We start from the raw sequence: 20,569 nt of genomic DNA, 5'->3' as shown, positions 1-20,569 counted from the left end.
GTATAAATTATCTCAATAAATCTTGTAGGAAAAATGGGGGGGAGTATACAGTGAAAATCCAAAACTATATCAATGGAGAATGGAAGGAGCCAAGCACCAGGCAATTTGCGCCGGTGATCAATCCGGCGACGGGGGAAACGATTGCCGAGGTGGCGATGTCGGGGCCAAACGATATCGATGAAGCGGTTCAGGCCGCCAAAGAAGCGCAAAAACAGTGGGCGCTCGTGCCGGCGCCGAAACGCGCGGAAGTTTTATATAGAGTCGGGATGTTGCTAAAGGAGCGGAAAGAACAATTGGCCCGGCTGCTGACGATGGAAATGGGCAAAGTGATTGAGGAAGCGCGGGGCGAAGTGCAGGAAGGCATTGATATGGCGTTTTACATGGCCGGAGAGGGACGGCGGTTGTTCGGCGATACGACGCCGTCTGAACTGAAAGACAAATTTGCCATGAGCGTCCGCGTGCCAGTTGGAGTGGTCGGCATCATCACTCCATGGAATTTCCCGATTGCGATCGCCACTTGGAAGTCGTTCCCAGCTATTGTTGCCGGCAATGCGGTCGTGTGGAAGCCGGCTCCCGAGACGCCGATCATGGCGCAGGAGTTGGCCCGCATTTTTGAAGAAGCGGGCTTGCCGCCGGGAGTGTTTCATGTGGTCCATGGTGATGGGCCGACAGCTGGCAATGCGCTCGTCGAACATCCTGATGTCAAGGTCATCTCATTTACTGGATCGAATGAAGTCGGGCGGATGATTGCGGAAAAATGCGGACGGCTGTTGAAAAAGGTGTCGCTTGAAATGGGAGGAAAAAACGCTGTCATTGTGATGGATGATGCGGATTTGACATTGGCGGTTGACGGCATCATCTGGAGTGCGTTCGGTACATCAGGCCAGCGGTGCACGGCGTGCAGCCGGGTCATCGTCCATGAGCGGGTGAAACAGGAGCTTGAGCGGCGTCTGCTTGAAGCCGTGAAAACATTGAAAATCGGCAACGGGCTGGATGAAACGGTCAAAGTCGGACCCGTCATCCATGAAGAGGCGCTGCAAAAAATCGACCGCTATGTGCGCATTGGCGTAGAAGAAGGGGCGAAACTGCTTGTGGGCGGCTGTATATTGCAGGAGGGCGACTATGCGCGCGGCTTTTATTACGCGCCGACGATTTTCACCGATGTCACGCCGAATATGCGCATCGCCCGCGAAGAAATTTTCGGCCCGGTCGTGTCGATCATTTCCGTCCGCAGTTTGGACGAAGCGATCGCCGTCAACAACAGCGTCGATTATGGACTGTCAAGCGCCATTTTCACACGCGATGTCAACAATGTATTCCGAGCGATGCGCGATTTGGACACCGGCATCGTGTATGTCAACGCCGGCACAACGGGAGCGGAAATTCATTTGCCGTTCGGCGGCACGAAAGGGACGGGCAACGGCCATCGCGACTCCGGCGTCGCGGCGCTTGACGTGTTCACCGAATGGCGGAGCATTTATGTCGATTTCAGCGGGAAGCTGCAACGGGCGCAAATCGATACCGATGATTGAACCCGGCTGTCGCTTGCAATATGGCCGGCAAAAGAGAAGCGAAGATCAACGTGGAACCTATATCGTGAATCGGAGCAGCGGCCGCGGCAAAGATGCGACAAAAGCGGCTGTCATGTGAGCGTATGGCAAACAATCAGTGACAGAGGGGGAAAGAACGATGAAAGTGCTCGTGCTTGGTGCGGGGTTGATGGGCAAAGAAGCAGCGCGCGATTTAGTGCAAAGCCAAGACGTTGAGGCGGTGACATTGGCGGATGTCGACTTGGCTAAGGCGGAGGAAACGGTGCGGCAGCTTCATTCCGAAAAGCTTGCCGCCGTGCGGGTGGATGCCAGCGATCAACGGCAGCTGTCGGCTTTCATGAAAGGGCACGATGTGGTTGTCAACGCCTTGTTTTACCAGTTTAACGAAACGGTGGCGAAAACGGCCATTGCAGCTGGCGTCCATTCTGTCGATTTAGGCGGCCATATCGGCCATATCACCGATCGGGTGCTTGAGCTGCATGAACAAGCCCAAGCCGCTGGGGTGACGATCATCCCCGACCTTGGCGTCGCACCCGGGATGATCAACATTTTATCCGGCTATGGGGCGAGTCAACTCGATGAGGTGGAATCCATCTTGCTGTATGTTGGCGGCATCCCTGTCCGCCCCGAACCGCCGCTGGAGTACAACCATGTGTTTTCGCTCGAGGGGCTGCTTGACCATTACACCGATCCGGCCTTGATCATCCGCAACGGCCAAAAACAAGAAGTGCCGTCCCTTTCGGAAGTCGAGCCGATTTATTTCGACCGGTTCGGGCCGCTTGAAGCGTTTCACACCTCAGGCGGGACGTCGACGCTCTCGCGCTCGTTTCCGAATTTAAAGCGGCTCGAGTACAAAACGATCCGCTACCGCGGCCATGCGGAAAAATGCAAGCTGCTTGTCGATTTGAACTTGACGCGCAACGATGTGGAAGTTGAGGTCAATGGATGCAAAATCAAGCCGCGCGATGTGCTGCTTTCCGTCCTGAAGCCGCTGCTTGATTTGAAAGGAAAAGATGATGTAGTGTTGCTTCGGGTCATCGTCGGGGGTAGAAAAGATGGAAAGGAAACGGTGCTTGAATACGAAACAGTCACGTTCAATGACCGCGAAAATAAGGTGACGGCGATGGCGCGTACGACGGCCTACACAATCTCCGCTGTCGCTCAACTCATCGGCCGCGGGGTGATCACAAAGCGCGGCGTCTATCCGCCGGAGCAAATCGTTCCGGGGGATGTGTATATGGACGAGATGAAAAAACGCGGCGTTATGATCAGTGAGAAGCGAACCGTTCGTTGATGAAAAAGAAGAATGATGAGAGGAGGAAGCGTAAAGGACGCTCTGAACGGGAAAAAGGCGTTGTTGATGAAAAAAGCAACAGAAAACAAGCCGTTCGAGAAAGAACAAGATGTAACAAACGCCCGTTTCCAACCGGAGACGGGCGTTTGTCGATGTCGGCGGCGAAATCGGCGGTGCGGCGGATTTCTTCTAGCTACGCCATTTTTGCCGTCGACGTCTCTCGTTTGCGCCAAGCGGGAAAGAGGAAGGCGACGAACACAAGTGCCATAGCGACGAGAAATGGTGCCTTCGCGGAAACAGCATGACCGATGACGCCGGACAGCACCGGAGCGATGGCTGCACCCATAACGTGAACGTTATATTTTTGTCAATAGGTGTTTGGAATGGAAAATAACCAGAATGGGAGGCATGATACAACATAAGGATATCCCAGCGAGGAGTGGGACATCCATTGGCCTTGGGCGGGAAGTGTTACTGTTAAACAAAGATAAGAGAGAAATCAAAACTTTGTTTCCACTTTTTGGGATTCGAGCCCTTCTTTGACCGCCGCTTCAATTTCTTGATAGCTTGTGCAGCGGCAAATGTTTGACTCCAGCCATTCTTGAATCGCCGCCTCGTCGGCGTCCGGATGCCGCTCGATGAGCGCGTGGGCGTTCATAATGAATCCAGGAGTGCAATAGCCGCACTGAAAAGCAAAGTGGCGGACGAAGGCGTGTTGAATGGGGGCATCATCAAGCCCTTCGATCGTGGTGATTTCTTTGCCGACTGTCTCAATAGCGAGCATCATGCATGATTTAATCGGAGTGCCATTAACCAAAACGGTGCAGGCGCCGCAGTCGCCGTTCAAACAGCCTGGTTTGGCGCCGGTCAATCCAAGATGATCGCGCAAAACAAACAGCAGCGTTTCGGCTTGGCGAGCGACGATCGATCTTCGTTCTCCATTCACGTGCAGCACAAGCTCCCGCTTTGTCGTTTCCTCCATGTCCGCATGTTCACCTCCTGTTTAGACGGTTTCTCCGTCTCCGAGCTCACGAAGCATATCTTCAAGCAGCTGGGCGGCCACGAACAGTCGGTAGTCTGCCGAGCCTTCGATATCGTGCAAAATCGGGCGCGGAAAAGCGGCAACCGCTGCTTGAATTCGTTCGGCGGCCGGGCGGCTCCGGTCGTTCAAGTGCGCCTCGACTTCAGTAGAGCGGAACGGGAACGGACAGACGCCGCTTAGGGCAACGCGAATCGCCCCGTCTTTTTTCAGCGCCGCAATCGTCACAAGCGGGTAGCCGACTTCCCCTTGCTTGCGGCGCTTGCGGTGAAAGTGGGGCAGGGCGGCGGCGGCGCGATCAACCTTGAACTGGACGACAAATTCACCGCGGCCGAGCTGCAACTGTTGATGAAACCAGTCGCTGAAGCGGCATTGCCGAATGCCGTATGGTCCGGCGATGATGGCATCCGCCTCGGCGACGAATAGCGGCAGTGCGGTCTCACGGTAAAAAATTTGTCCGCAGATGTTGCCGCCGAGCGTAATTTGGTTGCGCGCCGTCCGGTCGGCCACTTCTCGCGCCGCCTTTGTCAACAGCGGGAATGGGTTTGCTTCCTCAAGCTCGGTGAGCGAGAGCGCCGCTCCAAACACGAGAGGATCGGCGCTGGCGTCAAGCACCCGGCACTCAGGGATCGCTTTTATATCAATGACGGCGTCGGTTCGGACAAGGTTCAAACGAGACAACGTGATGATCTCCGTGCCGCCGCCGTAGTAGAGCGGTCGTTTTCCGTCCTGCTCGAGCGCCGCAAACAGCGCTGTCGCTTCGGCGATCGATTGAGGCCGGTAGTAGGCAAAGTCAAACGGAACCATAGGAGTCTCCTTTCTGTTTCCGCCAAATGAGCTCCGGCACAAGCGGCAGTTCATTGAGCGGCACGCCGGCAGCGAGCGATAAGGCGTTTGCCAAGGCGGCGGGCATGCCGATCAAGCCATGTTCGCCGATGCCGCGAGCGCCGTATGGGGCATCGATTTGCGGAGTTTCGACAAACTCAACGATGTACTCTGGATGTTCGCCGAAGCGGATCGGCCGGTATGTGCGCAGCTGCGGGTTTAAGACGCGTTGTTCTTTGTCAAAAAGAAACCCTTCACGGCTGGCAAAGCTTAGCCCCATGCTCATCGCCCCCATCGCCTGGCCAAGCGCTGCCTTTGGGTTGAGCACTTTGCCGGCGTCAATGACCGCATACGCTTTGACAATGCGATACGTGTAGTCGCGGCGGTTGAACTCAATTTCCACTCCTTCAGCGCCTACGCCCCATTCCGGGCCCGGCTTGCCGGCGCCGGTCTCTGGGCCAAGCGGGGTCAAGTGGCGCAAAATGTAGTGGCCGCGCCCGATCACTTGCCCGCCGATGGCGTTGCCGTTCGGAAACTTGTAGCCATAGGCGATGTCTTTGATCGGAAGAAAGATGGCCGGGTCATCGCGCAAAAAGACGCGCCCGAAACCAACTTCCAAATCGTCCGGCGAGGCCCGCAAGACGCAGGCGGCGATGTCTTTTAACTGACGGATGGCGTCATCGGCAGCGGCAAGCGCGGCGCGTCCGGCCATAAACGTCCCGCGGCTGGCGACCGTTTTCCAATGTTCCGGTGTCGTTTGCGTGTCGATATCCATTTTGACATGGACACAATCGACGTCCATCTTCAGCCGTTCGGCAATGATTTGCGCGAGCACCGTTTTCGTGCCGGTGCCGATTTCGACGACGCCGGAGATGACGTTGACGCTGCCGTCGGAGTTGAACGTTAAGATGACGCCCGAGCTGGCATCTGTGTCGATCGTCGATGTTTTCCAGCCGGCGCTGATGCCTTTCGCCCTTACCGTATAGGCGTCCAATTCCACGCGCTGCCACTCGTCCCAACGCATCAGCTCGCGCAATCGGTCGAGGCAGGCCGGCATGTTGCCGACGTTGCTTTTTGTGAGCCGTACTTGCGTTGGGGTCGTATGCCCCGGGCGAATGGCATTTTTGCGCCGCACCTCCCATGGGTCAAGCTGCAGCGTCCGCGCCAATTCATCGATGGCCCGCTCGACGGCAAATGCCTGTTCGCAATGGCCAAAACTGCGAAACGGCGTCGCGTACGGGCGATTCGTATAGACGCACAATGAATCACAAACAACGTTTTCGACATGGTACGGGCCGGTGCAATCGACAGCTGCCGCGCGGCTGACATCGATCGCCTTGTCGGAATAAGCCCCGCCGTCAAATAGAAATAAGATTTCCATGGCCTTGAACAAGCCATCTTTTGTCGCGCCGATTTTGACGGTTGCCTCCAAACCGATATGGACGGGCGAAGTGACCATGTCATGTTCGCGGCTGTTCCATATGCTCACTTTTCGGCCGCCGACCGCTTTCGAGGCAAGGTAGGCGAGCAGTTCAAGCTGGACGGGCGCCTTGCCGCCGTAGGCGCCGCCGACAAGAGGCGTATGGACGATGACTTTGCCGGTTTCTTCGCCAAAATACGTATGAAGCAACTTCTTGATCATAAACGGTGACTGTGAGGAGGCGGAAATATGGATCGTGCCGTCCGGCCAAATTTCCGCCGTGGCGCAGCGCGTTTCCATCGCGATATGGTCGGAAGGGGCGAACGATACGCTCGTTTCGACGATGACGTCGCTTTCAGCAAACCCTTGTTCAATGTTGCCTTTTCGGATTTTCGTCCGGTGGGCGACGTTTGTCCCTGGCTCAGGATGAGTCGTTTTGTTTTTTTCATAGCGGTCGAGATGTTCATGCAATAGTGGAGCGCCTTCTTTCAACGCCTCACTCGGTGAACCGACGGCTGGAAGCGGTTCGTAAACGACGCGGACGAGGCGGGCCGCTCGTTCGGCTTGCGCGAGCGTATCGGCGACGACGACGGCGACGACTTCGCCATAGTAGCGCACTTTGTCGACGGCGATCGGCGGACGATCGCGCATGTCTTCACCGGTGAGCGGAAGCCCTTCACCGGTCACAACAGCATGGACGCCGTGGGCGGCGATCGCGCGGCGTGCATCCAGCGAGAGGATGCGCGCATGGGCGTATGGACTTGTCACCAAAGCGGCATGAAGCATCCCCTGTTCTTTGAAATCGTTCGTATATTTCGCTCGGCCGGTCACTTTATCCCACGCTTCTTTGCGGATGATGCTTTTACCGACGGCCACGGGTGGCGTCCCTCCTTTTCTTCTCGATCCATGACGGCACGCTTATAATCATCTTTCGTGTCAATGTCGATGCCGGCCGTTTCGTCGCCTTCATACAAAAGGCCGTACCAGTGGGGATCGCGAAAGAGCGCGCGCCCGCCGGCATCGCCCTTTAGAGAAAGCAGGGAAGGAAACATTTGTTTTCCAAAAATGACTGGGGGCATCGGCGTGCCGAAGCGGGCGAAGGCGACATAATCAGGACGGTGCCGGCGATAAAGGTCGGCAAGCACATCAATCGTTTCAGACGTGACAAACGGCTGATCGGCGAGCAGCACAGCGGCGGCGTCGGCCCCAGCAGCGAGCGCTTCTTGCAGGCCGCAGGCAAGCGAATGCGCCTGCCCGTGGTGATGGACTGCGCAGCGGACGAAGCGGCACTTTTTATGATTCCGAAGCTCGACCGGAAACCACGCGAGCGCATCGTCTGGAGGAATGACGACGATGACCGGTGCAAGGCGGGAACGAAGCGCCGCTTTAAGGCCGGCGGCGCCAAGCGTGCTTTCCCCCCAAGGCAAAGCGCGTTTATCCGTTCCCATTCGTCGGCTGTCCCCGGCTGCTAAATAAATGGCAGCAATGGAAACCTCGTTCATCGTTCCGCCCCCGTCAACCGTCCGCGAAGGACGCTGATCAATTCGGCGGTGATGCTAACGGCGATCTCATACGGGCCGCGTGCGCCGATGGAAAGCCCTGCTGGCGAACGGACAAATGGAGGCGTCGAGCCGGAAGGAAAGAGGCGGTCCGTGCGCCGCCGCGGCCCGAGCACGCCAAGATAGGCGAGCGGTTTGTCGGCCAACAACGAGACGAGTTCGCGGTCGCGTTCAAATTGGTGGGTCATCACGACGACAAAGTCGCGTTCATTCAAGTGGAGCGCTGGCACCGTTTCATGCGGAAAGCCAACCACCCATGCATCAGCGTCCGGCACATGGGATGGGTGGCAAAACGCTGGGCGCCAATCGCTTACGGTAACGGAAAATCCCGCCGTTTTGGCTGCTGAGACGAGCGGCGGGGCGTCCGGCCCGGCGCCGAAAATAACGAGGCGCGGCTTCGGCCAAAAGTGCTGGATGTAAAACGTTTCCTCGTCCGCTTCGTATAACCCGTTTTGCCCTTGGTAAAACGGCGTGCCTTGAAGCCATTCGCGCCATTCCGGACGCGGCGTCCGGCAGCAGCCGCCGAATTGTTCCCCTGTTTCGCTTTGGAAAAACGGCCGTTCGTTTGGATGCACGACGCTTCGGACCATCAGTACATGTTCACCGCGGTCAAGGCAACGCTTGAGCGCCAGCCAATCATGCCTTGTGTCGCTTGTGACCGGCTCGAGCCAAATGCGGACGAGGCCGTTGCATCCGGCGCCTTGCCCCCAAGATGAATCGTCTTCGGCGCGCAAGTCGAATGAAACGGCCGCCGCCTGGCGGCGGGTCAATATATCGACGGCGTGCACGGCTACCGCTTCTTCAAGGCAGCCGCCGCTAAGCAGGCCGATTGTTTTGCCATCGGCGTCAATCCACATGCATGTTCCTTCTTTTTGATAAGCCGAGCCTTCCACTTGAATGATGAAGGCCAGCACACCATCGCCTGGCGCGCCGGCGATCGCTTCGAGCACAGCATAGTAGCTCTCCATGCTCATCCTCCTTCCGCATTGCGCCAAAGGCGGCTAAGCTGTTGAAAGCGCGTTGGGGATGATGCATCAACTTTCGCAATGGCTGTAAGCGGAGGCATCGGGTCGTTCCCCTTTTTAATAAAGAGCTCTGCTATCATTATATTCCTGTAACAAATGCCCATGACTGAAAAACAAAAGAAGCCAGCCGTCATCGGCTAGCTTCCTTGTTTTGGATCCGTTTTTCCTTTCCCGAGCCGTCCGGCCCGCTTCGCTGCTTCCCGCAGCAAAAACTCGATCTGGGCGTTGACGCTGCGGAATTCATCTTGCGCCCATTGTTCGAGCGCGGCATATAATTCATGGTCAATGCGAAGGGGAAATTGTTTTTTCTTTGTCATCGCACTCCACAACCGTTAATATAGACTCCCGGCATTGATGACCGGCTGAGTGGCGCGCTCGGAAACGATCGCTACCATCAAGTTGTTCACCATGGCGGCCTTCCGTTCATCATCTAACTCTAAAACATTTTCTTTGTCAAGTTGTTCAATCGCCATTTGCGCCATCGAGACAGCGCCTTCGACGATTTTTTTTCGAGCGGCCAAAATGGCGGCGGCTTGTTGACGCTGCAACATGGCGCTCGCAATTTCCGGCGAGTAGGCCAGGTGGGTGAGGCGCGCTTCCATCACGTCAACTCCGGCAATGCGCAGCCGTTCTTGCAATTCTGCGGCAAGCACATCGGAAATGACATCCGCATTGCCGCGCAGCGTAATGTCGTTGTCGTCTTCAAACGTGTCGTACGGATATTTCGTCGCTACATGGCGGATGGCCGCTTCGCTTTGAATTTCAACAAACTGTTCGTAATCATCAACGTCAAACACCGCCTTGGCTGAATCGATGACGCGAAAGACGACGACAGCGGCGATTTCAATAGGATTGCCTTGAACGTCGTTCACTTTCAGCTTGTTGCTCGTGAAGTTGCGCACGCGCAGCGATACTTTCTTGCGAACGGTGAGCGGCACGGTGAAAAACAGCCCGCTGTCGCGAATCGTGCCAAAATAGCGGCCGAAAAAAATGATCACTTTCGCTTGATTCGGCTGAACGATCGTGATGCCAGTCGCCAAGAAGGCGGCAAGAACGAAGCAGAAAACAGCCAATAAGAGCTGCACTTGAATAAGGCTGACAAAACCAGCCATAACGAAAAGGGCGACGCATCCGATGCCGATAAATCCATCCATGCGCCATGCTTCTTGTTCTCTCATCCCTATCCCCCTTATAATGTCGATTTAATATGTATATGATATCATACAATCAAAAAAATGGAAACCTTAAGATGAGAAGGTGGAGTGGTCGATGGCTCAACCGCGAGGCGCATGTTTCCCATGATTTTTCATCCAAAAACATCAAGGGCGATCGTTCATCCTGTTAATGTTTTAATGTACTAAAAAATGGAAATTGATAATTGACATCGCTCTCATTGTCATCATACAATAGAAAAAAAGACTAATAGGTGTACAGAAGCCATGGAAACAAGACAAGCGCGCATCGGCCGGCAGGCATTGCTGCTGGCGATGCTGGACGAGGGGGAGGAAGGCCCGGTCTTGAGCCAGCTTGAGGCGCTTTCATGGCGCTATTGTCAAGGGCGGGTCGGGGCGATGGAGCCGCAAAAAATCGTCGCGGCGATTGAGACGGCGGCAAAGCGGCATGGGGTGGTGGACGGCGGCTTGTATCGCGACATGCACGCCTTATACCATGCGATTTTAGAGGCGGTGCATGGCGTGACGAGGGGGCAGGTAGAGCTGGGAGATTTGTTGAGAACTGCTGGCCTTCGTTTCGCTGTCGTGCGCGGTATGCCGTATGAGCAGCCGAACGAGGGGGAATGGGTCGCTGTCGCCTTGTACGGGACGATCGGCGCTCCCGTGAGAGGTCTTGAGCATGAGGCGGTTGGGCTCGGAATCAATCATATATAGGAGCAATGCCTAGAGCAATAAGTTATGAGGAGGCGAACGCTGCCATATGGCAGGCTGCCTCCTTTTTTATTTGCCCAGGCGCTTGATTGGAAAAGCAAATGAAAGGGGATGGAATGATGGTTGTTTTGACCGGACATACATTGACGATCGATGAGGTAAGACGTGTTGTCTATGAGCGGGAGCGGGTGGCGGCTGCGGAGGAAAGCATGAGGGCTGTCGAGAAAAGCCGCGCGGCAGTGGAGCAAGCGATCTCCAATGGACGGACGATCTATGGCGTGAATACGGGCCTTGGCAAACTCGCCGATGTGCGCATTGGCGGAAGCGATCTTGAGCAGCTGCAAATCAATCTTCTCCGCTCGCACGCCTGTGCTGTCGGCGAGCCATTTGCCGAAGATGTCGTGCGGGCGATGCTTCTTTTGCGGGCGAATGCGTTGTTGAAAGGGTATTCCGGCGTGCGTCCAGCGGTCATTGAGCAGCTGCTCACGTTTTTGAACACCGGCATCCATCCGATCGTGCCGCAGCAAGGCTCCCTCGGCGCGAGCGGCGATTTAGCTCCGCTCGCCCACTTGGCGCTGGCGCTTGTTGGAGAAGGAGAGGTGATGTATCAAGGGCAGCGCATGCCTGCCGCCCAAGCGCTTTCACAAGCGGGAATTTCACCACTTTCCCTTCAAGCGAAAGAAGGGTTGGCGCTCATTAATGGCACGCAGGCGATGACGGCCGTTGGGGCGCTTGCTTGCTTGGAGGCGGGGCAGCTTGCTTATGACAGCGAATGGATCGCAGCGCTGACGCTTGAGGCGCTTTATGGCATTGTGGACGCGTTTGACGCCCGCATCCACGCAGTCCGCGGGTTTCAGGAGCAGGCGGAGGTGGCGGAACGGATACGCCGCTACCTAGATGGCAGCCAACTCACAACAAGGCAAGGGGAGCGGCGCGTGCAAGACGCCTACTCCATCCGCTGCATTCCGCAAGTGCACGGGGCGTCGCTCAGGGCGCTTCGCTATGTAAAAGAAACGTTGGAAATCGAAATGAATGCGGCGACCGACAATCCGCTCATTTTTGATGACGGGGCGGTGCTCTCTGGCGGCAACTTCCATGGCCAGCCGGCGGCGATCGCCATGGATTTGTTGAAAATCGCCGTGGCGGAACTGGCCAACATCAGCGAGCGCCGCATCGAACGGCTCGTCAATCCGCAGCTCAATGAAGGGTTGCCGCCGTTTTTAAGCCCCAAGCCTGGCTTGCAGTCTGGAGCGATGATCATGCAGTATGTGGCCGCTTCGCTTGTATCGGAAAACAAGACGCTCGCTCACCCAGCCAGCGTCGATTCGATCCCGTCATCGGCCAACCAAGAAGATCACGTCAGCATGGGAACGATCGCCGCCCGCCATGCGTACATGATCGTGCAAAACGCAAGAAAAGTGCTGGCGATTGAGCTCATTTGCGCTTTGCAGGCTGTTGAAGCGCGCGGTGTTGAGAGGATGGCTCCGGCGACAAGGCAGTGGTACCATGAGGCGCGCCGCATCGTTCCCCCTATTGTGGCGGACCGCATCTTTTCCGATGACATTGAAGCGATGGCAGTTTGGTTGAGAGAAAGGGCAAAACATCGCTCCCTCTGTGATGAAACGAAAGCTTAGAGAAGGGCAAAGCATGGTGGGCGTAGTGGGAGAGCGTTCAAGGATAGGTATTTGAAAAAATGGTGGTTATATAGACCTTGATCTGCCGCCTCGTTCCGCTGGAGATCGGGGATGCAGCCATCAGCGAATGTGGCTTGCTTCCTTCATTTTTTCTGCAAAGTTTGATCGGTGTCATCGGTTTTCCGCCTCATTTCTTTCTGGTTAGGCCGAGGGCATTTGTGATCTGTCCGAGAAAGTTGATGATGTAGTGAAAAAGTCGTGAAAAACGGCCCTTTCCCAGGCTGAGAAACCTTGTAAAATCAGTACCTCTTTGTCAACTGAAAGGAATGGATTCGGCGAAATCAGTCATTTTTCACCAGTCTCTCAAAGTTGTTCTCCTTGCGGATTTGCGGTAAGATGAGAAAGAGAGAAAAAAGGGGAAAGGGTGGCTTCTGTTGACGATTTCGGCCGCGGCGCTGTTGGCGTTATGGAAGATTATTGCGATTGACATTATTTTGTCGGGGGATAATGCGGTTGTCATTGCGATGGCGACGCGGCGGCTGCCGAAAGACCAGCGGAACAAAGCGATCGTTTGGGGAACGGCGGGGGCGGTGCTGCTGCGCATTTTGTTTGCGATTGTCATCGTCTTTTTGCTCCAAATCCCGTTTATTCACTTTGCGGGCGGTTTGCTGCTTGTATGGATCGCCTATAAAGTGCTCGTTGAGCGGGAAGAGGAAGCAAACGTAAGATCGGCAGACCGGTTGTTGAAGGCGATTATGACGATTATGATCGCCGATGCGGTCATGAGCTTGGACAATGTCGTCGCCGTCGCTGGTGCGGCGGAGGGGCATCTCGGCATGCTTGCGCTTGGAGTGGCCATCAGCATCCCGATCATGATTTTCGGTTCGAAAGCGATCGTCCACATCATGGAGAACCATCGTTGGATTGCGTACGTTGGTTCGAGCATTTTGGCGTGGACGGCCGGGAAGATGATGGCGGGGGATGAAGGGGTGCTGCATTGGCTTCACTTGTCACATGGTCCGTTCGTCTATGCCGTTGCCGCCGGTGTGACGATCTTTGTCGTGTCTGCCGGCTATATCACGAATAAAAAGGCCGAGCGTGAAGAAGGGACGCTTATTTGAGCGGCTGGAGGCGGTGTGATGCCATGAACATCCAACGCATTCTCGTGACGGGAAGGCTTTATGCCGAGCTTGCCGCCCTTCTTCCGGACAAGCGGCCCGATAAAGAGTTTCGCTTTGTCGCTGAAGAAGAATTGAAGGAGGCTGATTTCGCTTGGGCGGATGCGTACGTCGGCTTCCGCCCGGCCGGGCCGTTTTCGCTTGCGTCGCTTCGTTGGGTGCATTCCCTCGGCGCGGGCGTTGACGCATTTTTGTGGAAACGGGAATGGAAGAAGGACGTGCTGCTGACGCGGACGATCGGCTCGTTTGGCGAGCAGATCAGTGAATATTGTTTGAGCTATTTGCTGCGCGACGCTCAGTGCCATGATGTCTATGCATGGTATCAAGAACAGCGGCAGTGGAAGCCGATCGCCCCGAAACGGCTTGGCGAACAGCGGATTGTCATTTATGGAACGGGTAAGATCGGCCGGCGCATCGCGGAAACGCTTCGTCTGTTCGGCGTTTCGCCGATCGGCGTATCGCATAGCGGCCGAGAAACGCCGCCATTTTCGGCTGTTTACCGCCATGGAGAGGCTAGGGAAGCGCTTGCTTGCGCCGATTGGGTGATCGCTGCCCTTCCGCTTACCGAGGAAACGTATCATCTCTTTGATGAGCAGTTTTTTTCCTGTTTGCATAATGCAGGTTTTATTAATGTCGGCCGCGGCGCGACGGTCGAGGAGACGGCGCTTGTCGGCGCGCTCGAAAACCGCAACGTTCGCCTGGCGGTGCTCGATGTGTTCGAAGAAGAGCCGCTCCCGCCGCACTCGCCGCTATGGGTTCATCCGAACATCATCATCACCCCGCATATCGCGGCGCTTACGTCGACAGAGGACGCCGCCCGCAGCATTTTAGATACGCTCCGCTGCATCGAAGCCGGCGAACCGCTTCACAATGCGGTCGATGTCAGCCGGCGATATTGAAGGAAAAAGGGTGTCTCAAAAACACAAAGGGACGCCTTTTTTCTATTGCATCGTTGCGAAGTAAAGGCCAAAATTGCAGAAGAACATGTTGTGCTGAGTGAGCTCGAGCAAGAAATATTAATGGAAATCGACAGCGGTTTATGTAAGTAATAAAGGCATTGCCAAAAAACATCATATAAGCCAGCGAAGTGTAGAAAAACACCTATCGCGTATTTTCAACAAGCTACACGTATCTTCACGAATAGAAGCCGTGGAAAAAGCCAAACAATTAGGGCTCATTCCAGAGCTTCATGTGTTGCGAACGCCTTCATCGGATCGGTGAGGGCGTTTTCTTTTCGAAGTCCGCCATCTCGTGTCGGTATTCCGCCAAAAAATGGCGGGGTTCCGACGTGATGTTGGCGGTGAAAAGAAAAGGGGGATGGAGATATAATTTCAGATGAAGGAAACACTGAATGATTGCGGAAAATACGTATGATTTGATGAATTCAAATTTGTTATAATATTAAAGAAGCCATGGATTGAAAAGTAGGTAAGACGAAAAACAAGGGAAATGACTTGCGTTTGCAATAGTTGTCCCTACAACCTGGAGAGTTTCGATTTCTTCGGTCATTCTGTCCGTCCTAAGCGCTGAACGTTAGTTAATCTCGAGTTTACATTGCGATTTGAGCTCAACTTTCTTATATCAATCGATTGCCATGATCTGCTGACAACACAACTTGTTTCTACATCCCTTTTGCGACTCCGAAACGACCATGGAACTCAACTTCTTAACCAGGAACTCCAACAGGTTTAAAGTGACCATTGTCATTTATCTGACTAATATACAGTTGTCATTGAAAGAAGGGGGTGATCGATAAATTAGGATGACTTCGAGATGTCTTTTTCATAAACTGACTTGGTGTTGATATGGTGATGGAAAATGGTGTAGCAGGGGAGAGTGAATGTTATGTTTCACCCATTACACTTGAAACGATTGGTCATTTCACTGATTGTGTTCGTAGGAGGACTAACGAGTCTGTTCATTTCAGGAGGTAGCTCGGCTGGAGCTTCCAGCTTAGTGGCAAGCCCTTCAAGCGACAGTGATCTTGCTGCTGTGCAACAGACGGTTGCCCATGCTTTAGAGGCTCGATGGCAGTTAATTATTGATCCACAGGTGAACGTGAAACAGTTTTATGATCCGAGCGTTTCCGAACAAGAGGAAAGCCGGGAGCGCGCTTACGTAAGAAGACATTACTTGGAACCCGCTTCTCGTGCTGGGTTTCGATATTCAAATGTGGAGATTCACCCTGTTTTCGAAAGTGTTGAGATCAACGGTAAAATGGCTAAGGTCCGGGCCCTAGTTTCTGTTGAGTATGAGTCCGTGTTTCCGGGATCGAATGAATCTGTGATCACCAAAGAGGCCAACATTCCTTATTCGGCTACATTGATCAAACGTGATGGAGATTGGCTGATTGTTGGGATGAACTACCAAGATACGTATTCTAAAAGAGGACAGGAAAACGGGCGGAAGGTTGGGGCATCGGGCTCAGAGACTCTGCCTACCTCAATCGCTGGAGGCGATGTTGTAACTCAGGGTTTTTACACCTATTACTCGCGGCAAGGGGCTGTCAACTATGCTAATCGATGGTGGAATGGGCGTAACCCAAAGTACCGATCCTTTTCGAATGACTGCGCTAATTTCGTTTCTCAGTCGTTCTACGAAGGAGGCTTCGCTCGGCAAGCTTGGGTGGAAGCGCGTATGTTTGGTGGTACAATACCAAAGGAACTTCAGGGACCGGGGATGACGCATGGACTTACAGCTGGTCCGTGGCCCACGATCAAGCGTATCATCTTTGCCGGAATAACGAGACGGATGAGCACCGTGGCACGTACGTTGCCAAGGCAACTGATCTGCAGTTAGGTGACAGCATATATTACGATTTTGACGGTGATGGCATCTTGGATCACAGCGCGATTGTCGTTGAGATCAAGAACGGCCAGCCGTATGTCAACTACCATACCAATGATACGTATCATCGCTATTGGGATTTGGGGACCAAAACGACACGTTTCCTCCATGTGACAGATTTCTATTGGATTAACTATATACATGCTCATTAAAAAGTTAACCTTCGTATAACCGATGCACACTCCGGTTATCCTGTTCCTAAGGAAACCTATGGAAAAGGAGCGGGATCATTCATGAAACGTCTCAACATCACCCATGATCACGGATGGACGCCACGGACGCTTCGCAAACAGGAACGGAAAATCAAAAACGCGCTTCTTCGCCAACGGGTGATGGCGGTTCGTTTGGTCATGGAAGGTTATTTGGGCAAAGAGGCGGCCTCCATGGTCAACGTGTGCCGACAAACCGTTTCCCATTATGTGTCGCTGTTCAATGAAGGCGGTCTGGAGCTCTTGCTTCATCGGGATTTCGCCCCTGGACGGGAGCCGTTTCTCACCGAAGAACAGCAGGAAGAGATCAAACAGCTTGTGTTGACCACCACTCCCGCGGAACTGGGCTGGGACGTCGCTTCGGCCTGGAACACCAAACTCCTGCAATCCTATGTCGAAAAGCACTTTGGTGTTTGCCTTTCCCGTGAAGCGCTGCGAAAACTCCTGCACCGTCAAGGTCTGTCATGGACTCGCCCTACGTACACGCTGGCGAAAGGGAATCCGGATGAGCAAAAGCAATTTGAAAAGCAAATGGATTTGATAAAAAAAACTTGATCACCAAGGAGACAGAAGATGCCGTTCTTCTGTACATCGATGAAACGCATATCCGCTCTTATCATGTCTTGCGATCCACTTGGTCCGAGGTCGGTCGTCAAAAACGTGTGCCGACATTCGGCCATCATGCCCATGTTTCGGTATTTGGCGCGGTGAACGTCCACGATGGGGACATCGTGCTTCACCAAACAGAAGCCGCCAACGCTGCGACGTTCTTGGATTTCTTGCGCCTGCTCAAAGAGCGGCATCCCAACCGGATCATTGCGCTCGTCTTGGACAATGCCCGGATTCATCACGCTCGAATGGTGAAGGACTTTTTGCGAGAAGAAGGACAATGTTTTCATTTCCTGTATCTGCCTCCCTACTCGCCGCAGCTCAACCCGATCGAGCGTTTGTGGAAATGGCTGAAGGATACGATGATCGCCAACGCCTTTCACAAAGACCGCCACGAGATCGTGCAAGCGGTTCAACGATTTGCTCATTACATTCAGGAACGCCCGGAGGAAGTGTTGCGGCGCTTGGGGTGTTCCGCGTAATCGAAAAGTTAACTTTTCAAGGTGCATTTATATAATCAAAGATTGCGATGGCGCATGGGTGACCTAGTAACTAACTATCCGTCATCGGGATGATTCTGGAGCTAGGATATTATTTATTCCATGGGGACGGAGGGGGATGAAGTGCGCATTGGCATCCCGTTGGTTTTGATCCTTGTATCTATTTTATTTTCAGGATGTCGGCAACAGACTGTCCCAGGGTATCAAGATATCCCGTTGCATCCAAAAGCGAGTCAAATTCATTCGGTGGACGATAGGGTGGAGTTTGTCGTTTTATCTGCGTCTGCAGAGGAAGTTGCCGACTATTATCTTAATGAACTTGAAAAAAGACAATGGATTCAAGTTGACAGGTGGGGATCAGCCTTCGTTTATGAAAAGAAGGGACGTAAGATTTTGCTTGTCATTACAGATGTGAAAAATCGCACCAAAGTATCCTTAAGCCCGTTCCAACCGAATTGATAAAGAATAGTGAAACCATGACAGGTGGACGGGCAACGGTCGAGGAGACGGCGCTTGTCGGCGCGCTCGAAAACCGCAACGTTCGCCTGGCGGTGCTCGATGTGTTCGAAGAAGAGCCGCTCCCGCCGCACTCGCCGCTATAGGTTCATCCGAACATCATCATCACCCCGCATATCGCGGCGCTTACGTCGACAGAGGACGCCGCCCGCAGCATGTTAGACACGCTCCGCTGCATCGAAACGGGGGAACCTCTTGAAAATGCGGTCGATGTCAGCCGGGGATATTGATCAAAAGTGTTTACTGAACATTCGCTTTCAGGGCTTTTTTTGAGGAAAAAAGGAGACGGTGCCCTTGCCATGATGGACACCGTCTTCTCATGTTCACCGATCGGTGACGATGATGTACGCCGCTTTCATTGGCCCGTGGACGCCGACGACCAAGTTCATTTCAATGTCGGCTGAGTTGCTTGGGCCGGTGATGAAGTTGATGCATGACGGGACCAGGGCGCCTTTTTCGATTTGCTCGTGAATGTAAGCCGCCGCTTGCGTCATGCGCGGCACGACCGTGCTTTTCGGCACGATGGCGATATACGTTTTCGGCAAAAAGTGAATGGCCCGACCTTGTTCATTGCGGGAAATCAATACGACCGTCCCCGATTCGGCGAGGGTGATGTCGCTAAAAGCGATGCCGACGTTCGCCTGCTCGGCGGCGTCAATGTTTTTTCGGCCAAGCATCGGATTCCAAATATGGACGGTCGTTTGTTCCGCGGGCCATTTGTCGCGAAGCAAGGCGGACAGTCCATATTCGGCAAAGCGTGGATCATCCGGCACGATGATCGGGCCGCCTCCATAGGCGGCGACTTGCCGCTTCAGCGCGCCGGCGAGTTCGGCGCTTGTCGTCTCGATGTAATCGGTATGGATCAATTCGCATTGTTTTTGCAGCACTTTCAATAGGTCCTCTTGGCTGCGCCCGGCAAATACCGTCCATTGCGGCTGATAGCTCCATTGCGGTCGGGAAACCCCGGATAGGCGGGGGCTTCTTCCGAGACGCTGGGCGATGTTCTCTAAAAACGCATCGCGGTTATAAATGGTGCCACGGGTCATGACGGGGTTCCTCCTTTTTGGCGGTCGCGGAACCAGTCGCGGAACCGCTCTTTGCTTGGCGCCGGAAACTCGCGGCTTTCCGTCCACGCTTTGAGCGGGCCGGGGCCTTTCGTGATGCGCCCGTCCTCAACGAACGGAGCGAAGGCGCCTGGAGCGAGTTTTGTGCCAAAGCGGTATAACGATGGCGAGGCTGTTCCGAGACGAAACGCCTTCATCGCCAATTTTTCTGCGACCGGCGCTTTTCCTTCGCGCTCAACGATGATTTGGCGATGTTTAATCAACAGCTCGTGAAGCGGGATTTTCACCGGGCACGCTTCCGTACAGGCGGCGCAAAGTGAGGATGCGTACGGGAGCTCTTTGTAATCGTCATAGCCGCCCAACAGAGGCGACAACACGGCACCGATCGGGCCGGAGTAAATCGAGCCATACGAATGGCCGCCGATATGGCGATATACTGGGCAGACGTTGACACAGGCGGCGCAGCGGATGCATTGCAGCACCGGCTGCAACTCGGTGCCTAAAATCGATGAGCGCCCGTTGTCCACGATGACGAGATGGAATTCTTCCGGACCGTCAGCGTCGCCTTCGTCGCGTGGGCCGGTGAGGACCGTAATGTAGCTTGTCAATTTTTGTCCGACGGCGCTGCGCGTCAGCATGCTCACAAGCACTTCCATCTCCTCAAACGTCGGGACGATCCGTTCCATCCCCATGACGGTAATTTGCGTTTTCGGCAGCGCTGTCACCAAGTCGGCGTTGCCTTCGTTCGTAACGAGCGTAATCGAGCCCGATTCGGCGATGGCGAAGTTGCAGCCGGTAATGCCGATGTCGGCTGTCAAATAGTCGCGCCGCAGCATCTGGCGGGCGTGGCGCGCAAGCTCAACTGGATCGGACGATTTCGTATAGCCGAGCTTGCGGCGGAAGACGTCGCGAATTTGCTCTTTGTTTTTATGCAGCGCCGGGCCGACGATATGCGATGGCGGGTCATGGTCATCGATTTGCAAAATGTATTCGCCAAGGTCCGTTTCGACCACTTGGCAGCCGATGGCCTCAAGCACTCGGTTTAAGTTGATTTCTTCTGTCACCATCGATTTCGATTTGACGATTTTTTTCGCTTGCTTTTCCAAAGCGACGCGGCGGATATAGTCGTTCGCTTCTTCAGCTGTCTGAGCGAAAAAAACGTGTCCGCCCCGTTTGGCAACGTTTTCACTGAGCTGCATTAAATAATAGTCCAAGTTTTCCAGCGTATGTTTTCGGATTTGTTCGGCAAGCGAGCGCCACTCTTCCCAATGGCCGAGCTCTTCGATGACGCCAAGCCGCCGCACATAGCCGCGGTCTTGCATGCCGGCGACCGCCCTGCGCATAAAGTCGTTGTTTAAATTTTCTTCGACCCGTTTCCAAAACGACCCGTTTTCGATTTTCATCGGCATGTTCGCTT

At 54.3% G+C, this 20,569-nt stretch carries 22 protein-coding genes and 2 pseudogenes; 13 read left to right on the top strand and 11 right to left on the bottom strand.

Features of this window, described 5'->3' with window-relative positions:
- Positions 1-50 precede the first annotated feature (50 nt).
- Positions 51-1,532, top strand: a complete 1,482-nt coding sequence (locus LG52_RS13845) for an aldehyde dehydrogenase family protein (RefSeq protein ID WP_044732376.1) — start codon at positions 51-53, stop codon at positions 1,530-1,532.
- Between the two features lie 157 nt (positions 1,533-1,689).
- Entirely contained in the window at positions 1,690-2,844 is a 1,155-nt protein-coding gene (locus LG52_RS13840; protein ID WP_044732375.1) for a saccharopine dehydrogenase C-terminal domain-containing protein, read from the top strand.
- Positions 2,845-3,037: 193 nt separating this feature from the next.
- On the opposite strand, the gene LG52_RS19245 is transcribed toward LG52_RS13840, so the two are convergent.
- The 8 genes from LG52_RS19245 to LG52_RS13795 form a co-directional block, all read right to left on the bottom strand.
- Positions 3,038-3,190, bottom strand: coding sequence for a hypothetical protein (locus LG52_RS19245; protein WP_231578590.1), 153 nt, complete (start codon positions 3,188-3,190; stop codon positions 3,038-3,040).
- A 153-nt stretch (positions 3,191-3,343) separates the two neighbouring features.
- Complete coding sequence (locus LG52_RS13830; protein WP_044732373.1) at positions 3,344-3,826, bottom strand: (2Fe-2S)-binding protein; 483 nt, start codon at positions 3,824-3,826, stop codon at positions 3,344-3,346.
- 21 nt (positions 3,827-3,847) lie between these two features.
- The gene (locus LG52_RS13825; protein ID WP_044732372.1) at positions 3,848-4,690 is read right to left on the bottom strand and encodes an FAD binding domain-containing protein; all 843 of its coding nucleotides are present in this window, start codon (positions 4,688-4,690) and stop codon (positions 3,848-3,850) included.
- Entirely contained in the window at positions 4,677-7,004 is a 2,328-nt protein-coding gene (locus tag LG52_RS13820; RefSeq protein WP_044732371.1) for a xanthine dehydrogenase family protein molybdopterin-binding subunit, read from the bottom strand. Before LG52_RS13820 ends, LG52_RS13825 begins: the two co-directional genes overlap by 14 nt.
- Complete coding sequence (gene pucB, locus LG52_RS13815; protein ID WP_044733272.1) at positions 6,956-7,630, bottom strand: xanthine dehydrogenase accessory protein PucB; 675 nt, start codon at positions 7,628-7,630, stop codon at positions 6,956-6,958. The genes LG52_RS13820 and pucB overlap by 49 nt, the downstream gene beginning before the upstream one ends.
- A complete protein-coding gene (locus tag LG52_RS13810; RefSeq protein ID WP_044732370.1) occupies positions 7,627-8,655 on the bottom strand; it encodes an XdhC family protein in 1,029 nt (342 codons plus the stop codon). Before LG52_RS13810 ends, pucB begins: the two co-directional genes overlap by 4 nt.
- Positions 8,656-8,849: 194 nt before the next feature.
- The gene (locus tag LG52_RS13800; RefSeq protein ID WP_044732368.1) at positions 8,850-9,029 is read right to left on the bottom strand and encodes a hypothetical protein; all 180 of its coding nucleotides are present in this window, start codon (positions 9,027-9,029) and stop codon (positions 8,850-8,852) included.
- Between the two features lie 15 nt (positions 9,030-9,044).
- On the bottom strand, positions 9,045-9,890 hold the full coding sequence (locus LG52_RS13795) for an SPFH domain-containing protein (RefSeq protein ID WP_044732367.1): 846 nt from the start codon (positions 9,888-9,890) through the stop codon (positions 9,045-9,047).
- Between the two features lie 261 nt (positions 9,891-10,151).
- Here LG52_RS13795 and hutP point away from each other — a divergent pair, with 261 nt between their 5' ends.
- Together hutP and hutH are read left to right on the top strand one after the other, a co-directional pair.
- Positions 10,152-10,598 (top strand): hut operon transcriptional regulator HutP, encoded by a 447-nt coding sequence (gene hutP, locus LG52_RS13790; RefSeq protein ID WP_044732366.1) that lies wholly within the window; start codon positions 10,152-10,154, stop codon positions 10,596-10,598.
- Positions 10,599-10,714: 116 nt separating this feature from the next.
- Complete coding sequence (gene hutH, locus LG52_RS13785; RefSeq protein ID WP_044732365.1) at positions 10,715-12,229, top strand: histidine ammonia-lyase; 1,515 nt, start codon at positions 10,715-10,717, stop codon at positions 12,227-12,229.
- Positions 12,230-12,266: 37 nt separating this feature from the next.
- Here hutH and LG52_RS19885 read toward each other — a convergent pair whose 3' ends face one another.
- Positions 12,267-12,404 (bottom strand): hypothetical protein, encoded by a 138-nt coding sequence (locus LG52_RS19885; RefSeq protein WP_156133453.1) that lies wholly within the window; start codon positions 12,402-12,404, stop codon positions 12,267-12,269.
- Between the two features lie 259 nt (positions 12,405-12,663).
- Between LG52_RS19885 and LG52_RS13780 the strand changes: the two genes are divergently transcribed.
- The 9 genes and pseudogenes from LG52_RS13780 to LG52_RS19875 all read left to right on the top strand — a co-directional run.
- Positions 12,664-13,350, top strand: coding sequence for a TerC family protein (locus LG52_RS13780; protein WP_044732364.1), 687 nt, complete (start codon positions 12,664-12,666; stop codon positions 13,348-13,350).
- A gap of 23 nt (positions 13,351-13,373) precedes the next feature.
- Positions 13,374-14,306, top strand: a complete 933-nt coding sequence (locus LG52_RS13775) for a D-2-hydroxyacid dehydrogenase (protein ID WP_044732363.1) — start codon at positions 13,374-13,376, stop codon at positions 14,304-14,306.
- A 157-nt stretch (positions 14,307-14,463) separates the two neighbouring features.
- Positions 14,464-14,628 carry a response regulator transcription factor gene (locus tag LG52_RS20635; RefSeq protein WP_331436753.1) on the top strand — a complete coding sequence of 55 codons (165 nt, stop codon included), beginning with the start codon at positions 14,464-14,466 and terminating at the stop codon, positions 14,626-14,628.
- Positions 14,629-15,252: 624 nt separating this feature from the next.
- Positions 15,253-15,975: pseudogene (locus LG52_RS20930) on the top strand (cytosolic protein); the annotation flags it as partial.
- Positions 15,976-16,028: 53 nt separating this feature from the next.
- Positions 16,029-16,406: an amidase domain-containing protein gene (locus tag LG52_RS20625; RefSeq protein WP_231584470.1), complete on the top strand. Its 378-nt coding sequence runs from the start codon at positions 16,029-16,031 to the stop codon at positions 16,404-16,406.
- Positions 16,407-16,487: 81 nt separating this feature from the next.
- Positions 16,488-17,018 carry an IS630 family transposase gene (locus tag LG52_RS20335; protein ID WP_044731501.1) on the top strand — a complete coding sequence of 177 codons (531 nt, stop codon included), beginning with the start codon at positions 16,488-16,490 and terminating at the stop codon, positions 17,016-17,018.
- Positions 17,015-17,554, top strand: coding sequence for an IS630 family transposase (locus LG52_RS20330; RefSeq protein ID WP_044731106.1), 540 nt, complete (start codon positions 17,015-17,017; stop codon positions 17,552-17,554). Before LG52_RS20335 ends, LG52_RS20330 begins: the two co-directional genes overlap by 4 nt.
- A 141-nt stretch (positions 17,555-17,695) precedes the next feature.
- Positions 17,696-18,031: a hypothetical protein gene (locus LG52_RS13755; RefSeq protein WP_044732362.1), complete on the top strand. Its 336-nt coding sequence runs from the start codon at positions 17,696-17,698 to the stop codon at positions 18,029-18,031.
- A gap of 23 nt (positions 18,032-18,054) precedes the next feature.
- Positions 18,055-18,318 (top strand): annotated as a pseudogene (locus LG52_RS19875) (NAD(P)-dependent oxidoreductase); the annotation flags it as partial.
- A 93-nt stretch (positions 18,319-18,411) separates the two neighbouring features.
- Here the strand turns inward: LG52_RS19875 and LG52_RS13750 are convergent.
- On the bottom strand, positions 18,412-19,134 hold the full coding sequence (locus LG52_RS13750) for a LutC/YkgG family protein (protein ID WP_044732361.1): 723 nt from the start codon (positions 19,132-19,134) through the stop codon (positions 18,412-18,414).
- Positions 19,131-20,561 (bottom strand): LutB/LldF family L-lactate oxidation iron-sulfur protein, encoded by a 1,431-nt coding sequence (locus tag LG52_RS13745; protein WP_044732360.1) that lies wholly within the window; start codon positions 20,559-20,561, stop codon positions 19,131-19,133. Before LG52_RS13745 ends, LG52_RS13750 begins: the two co-directional genes overlap by 4 nt.
- Positions 20,562-20,569: the final 8 nt, after the last annotated feature.

The sequence above is a fragment of the Geobacillus kaustophilus genome, from assembly GCF_000948285.1.
GTDB lineage: Bacteria > Bacillota > Bacilli > Bacillales > Anoxybacillaceae > Geobacillus > Geobacillus thermoleovorans_A.
This window is presented reverse-complemented; position numbering and strand designations above follow the sequence as displayed.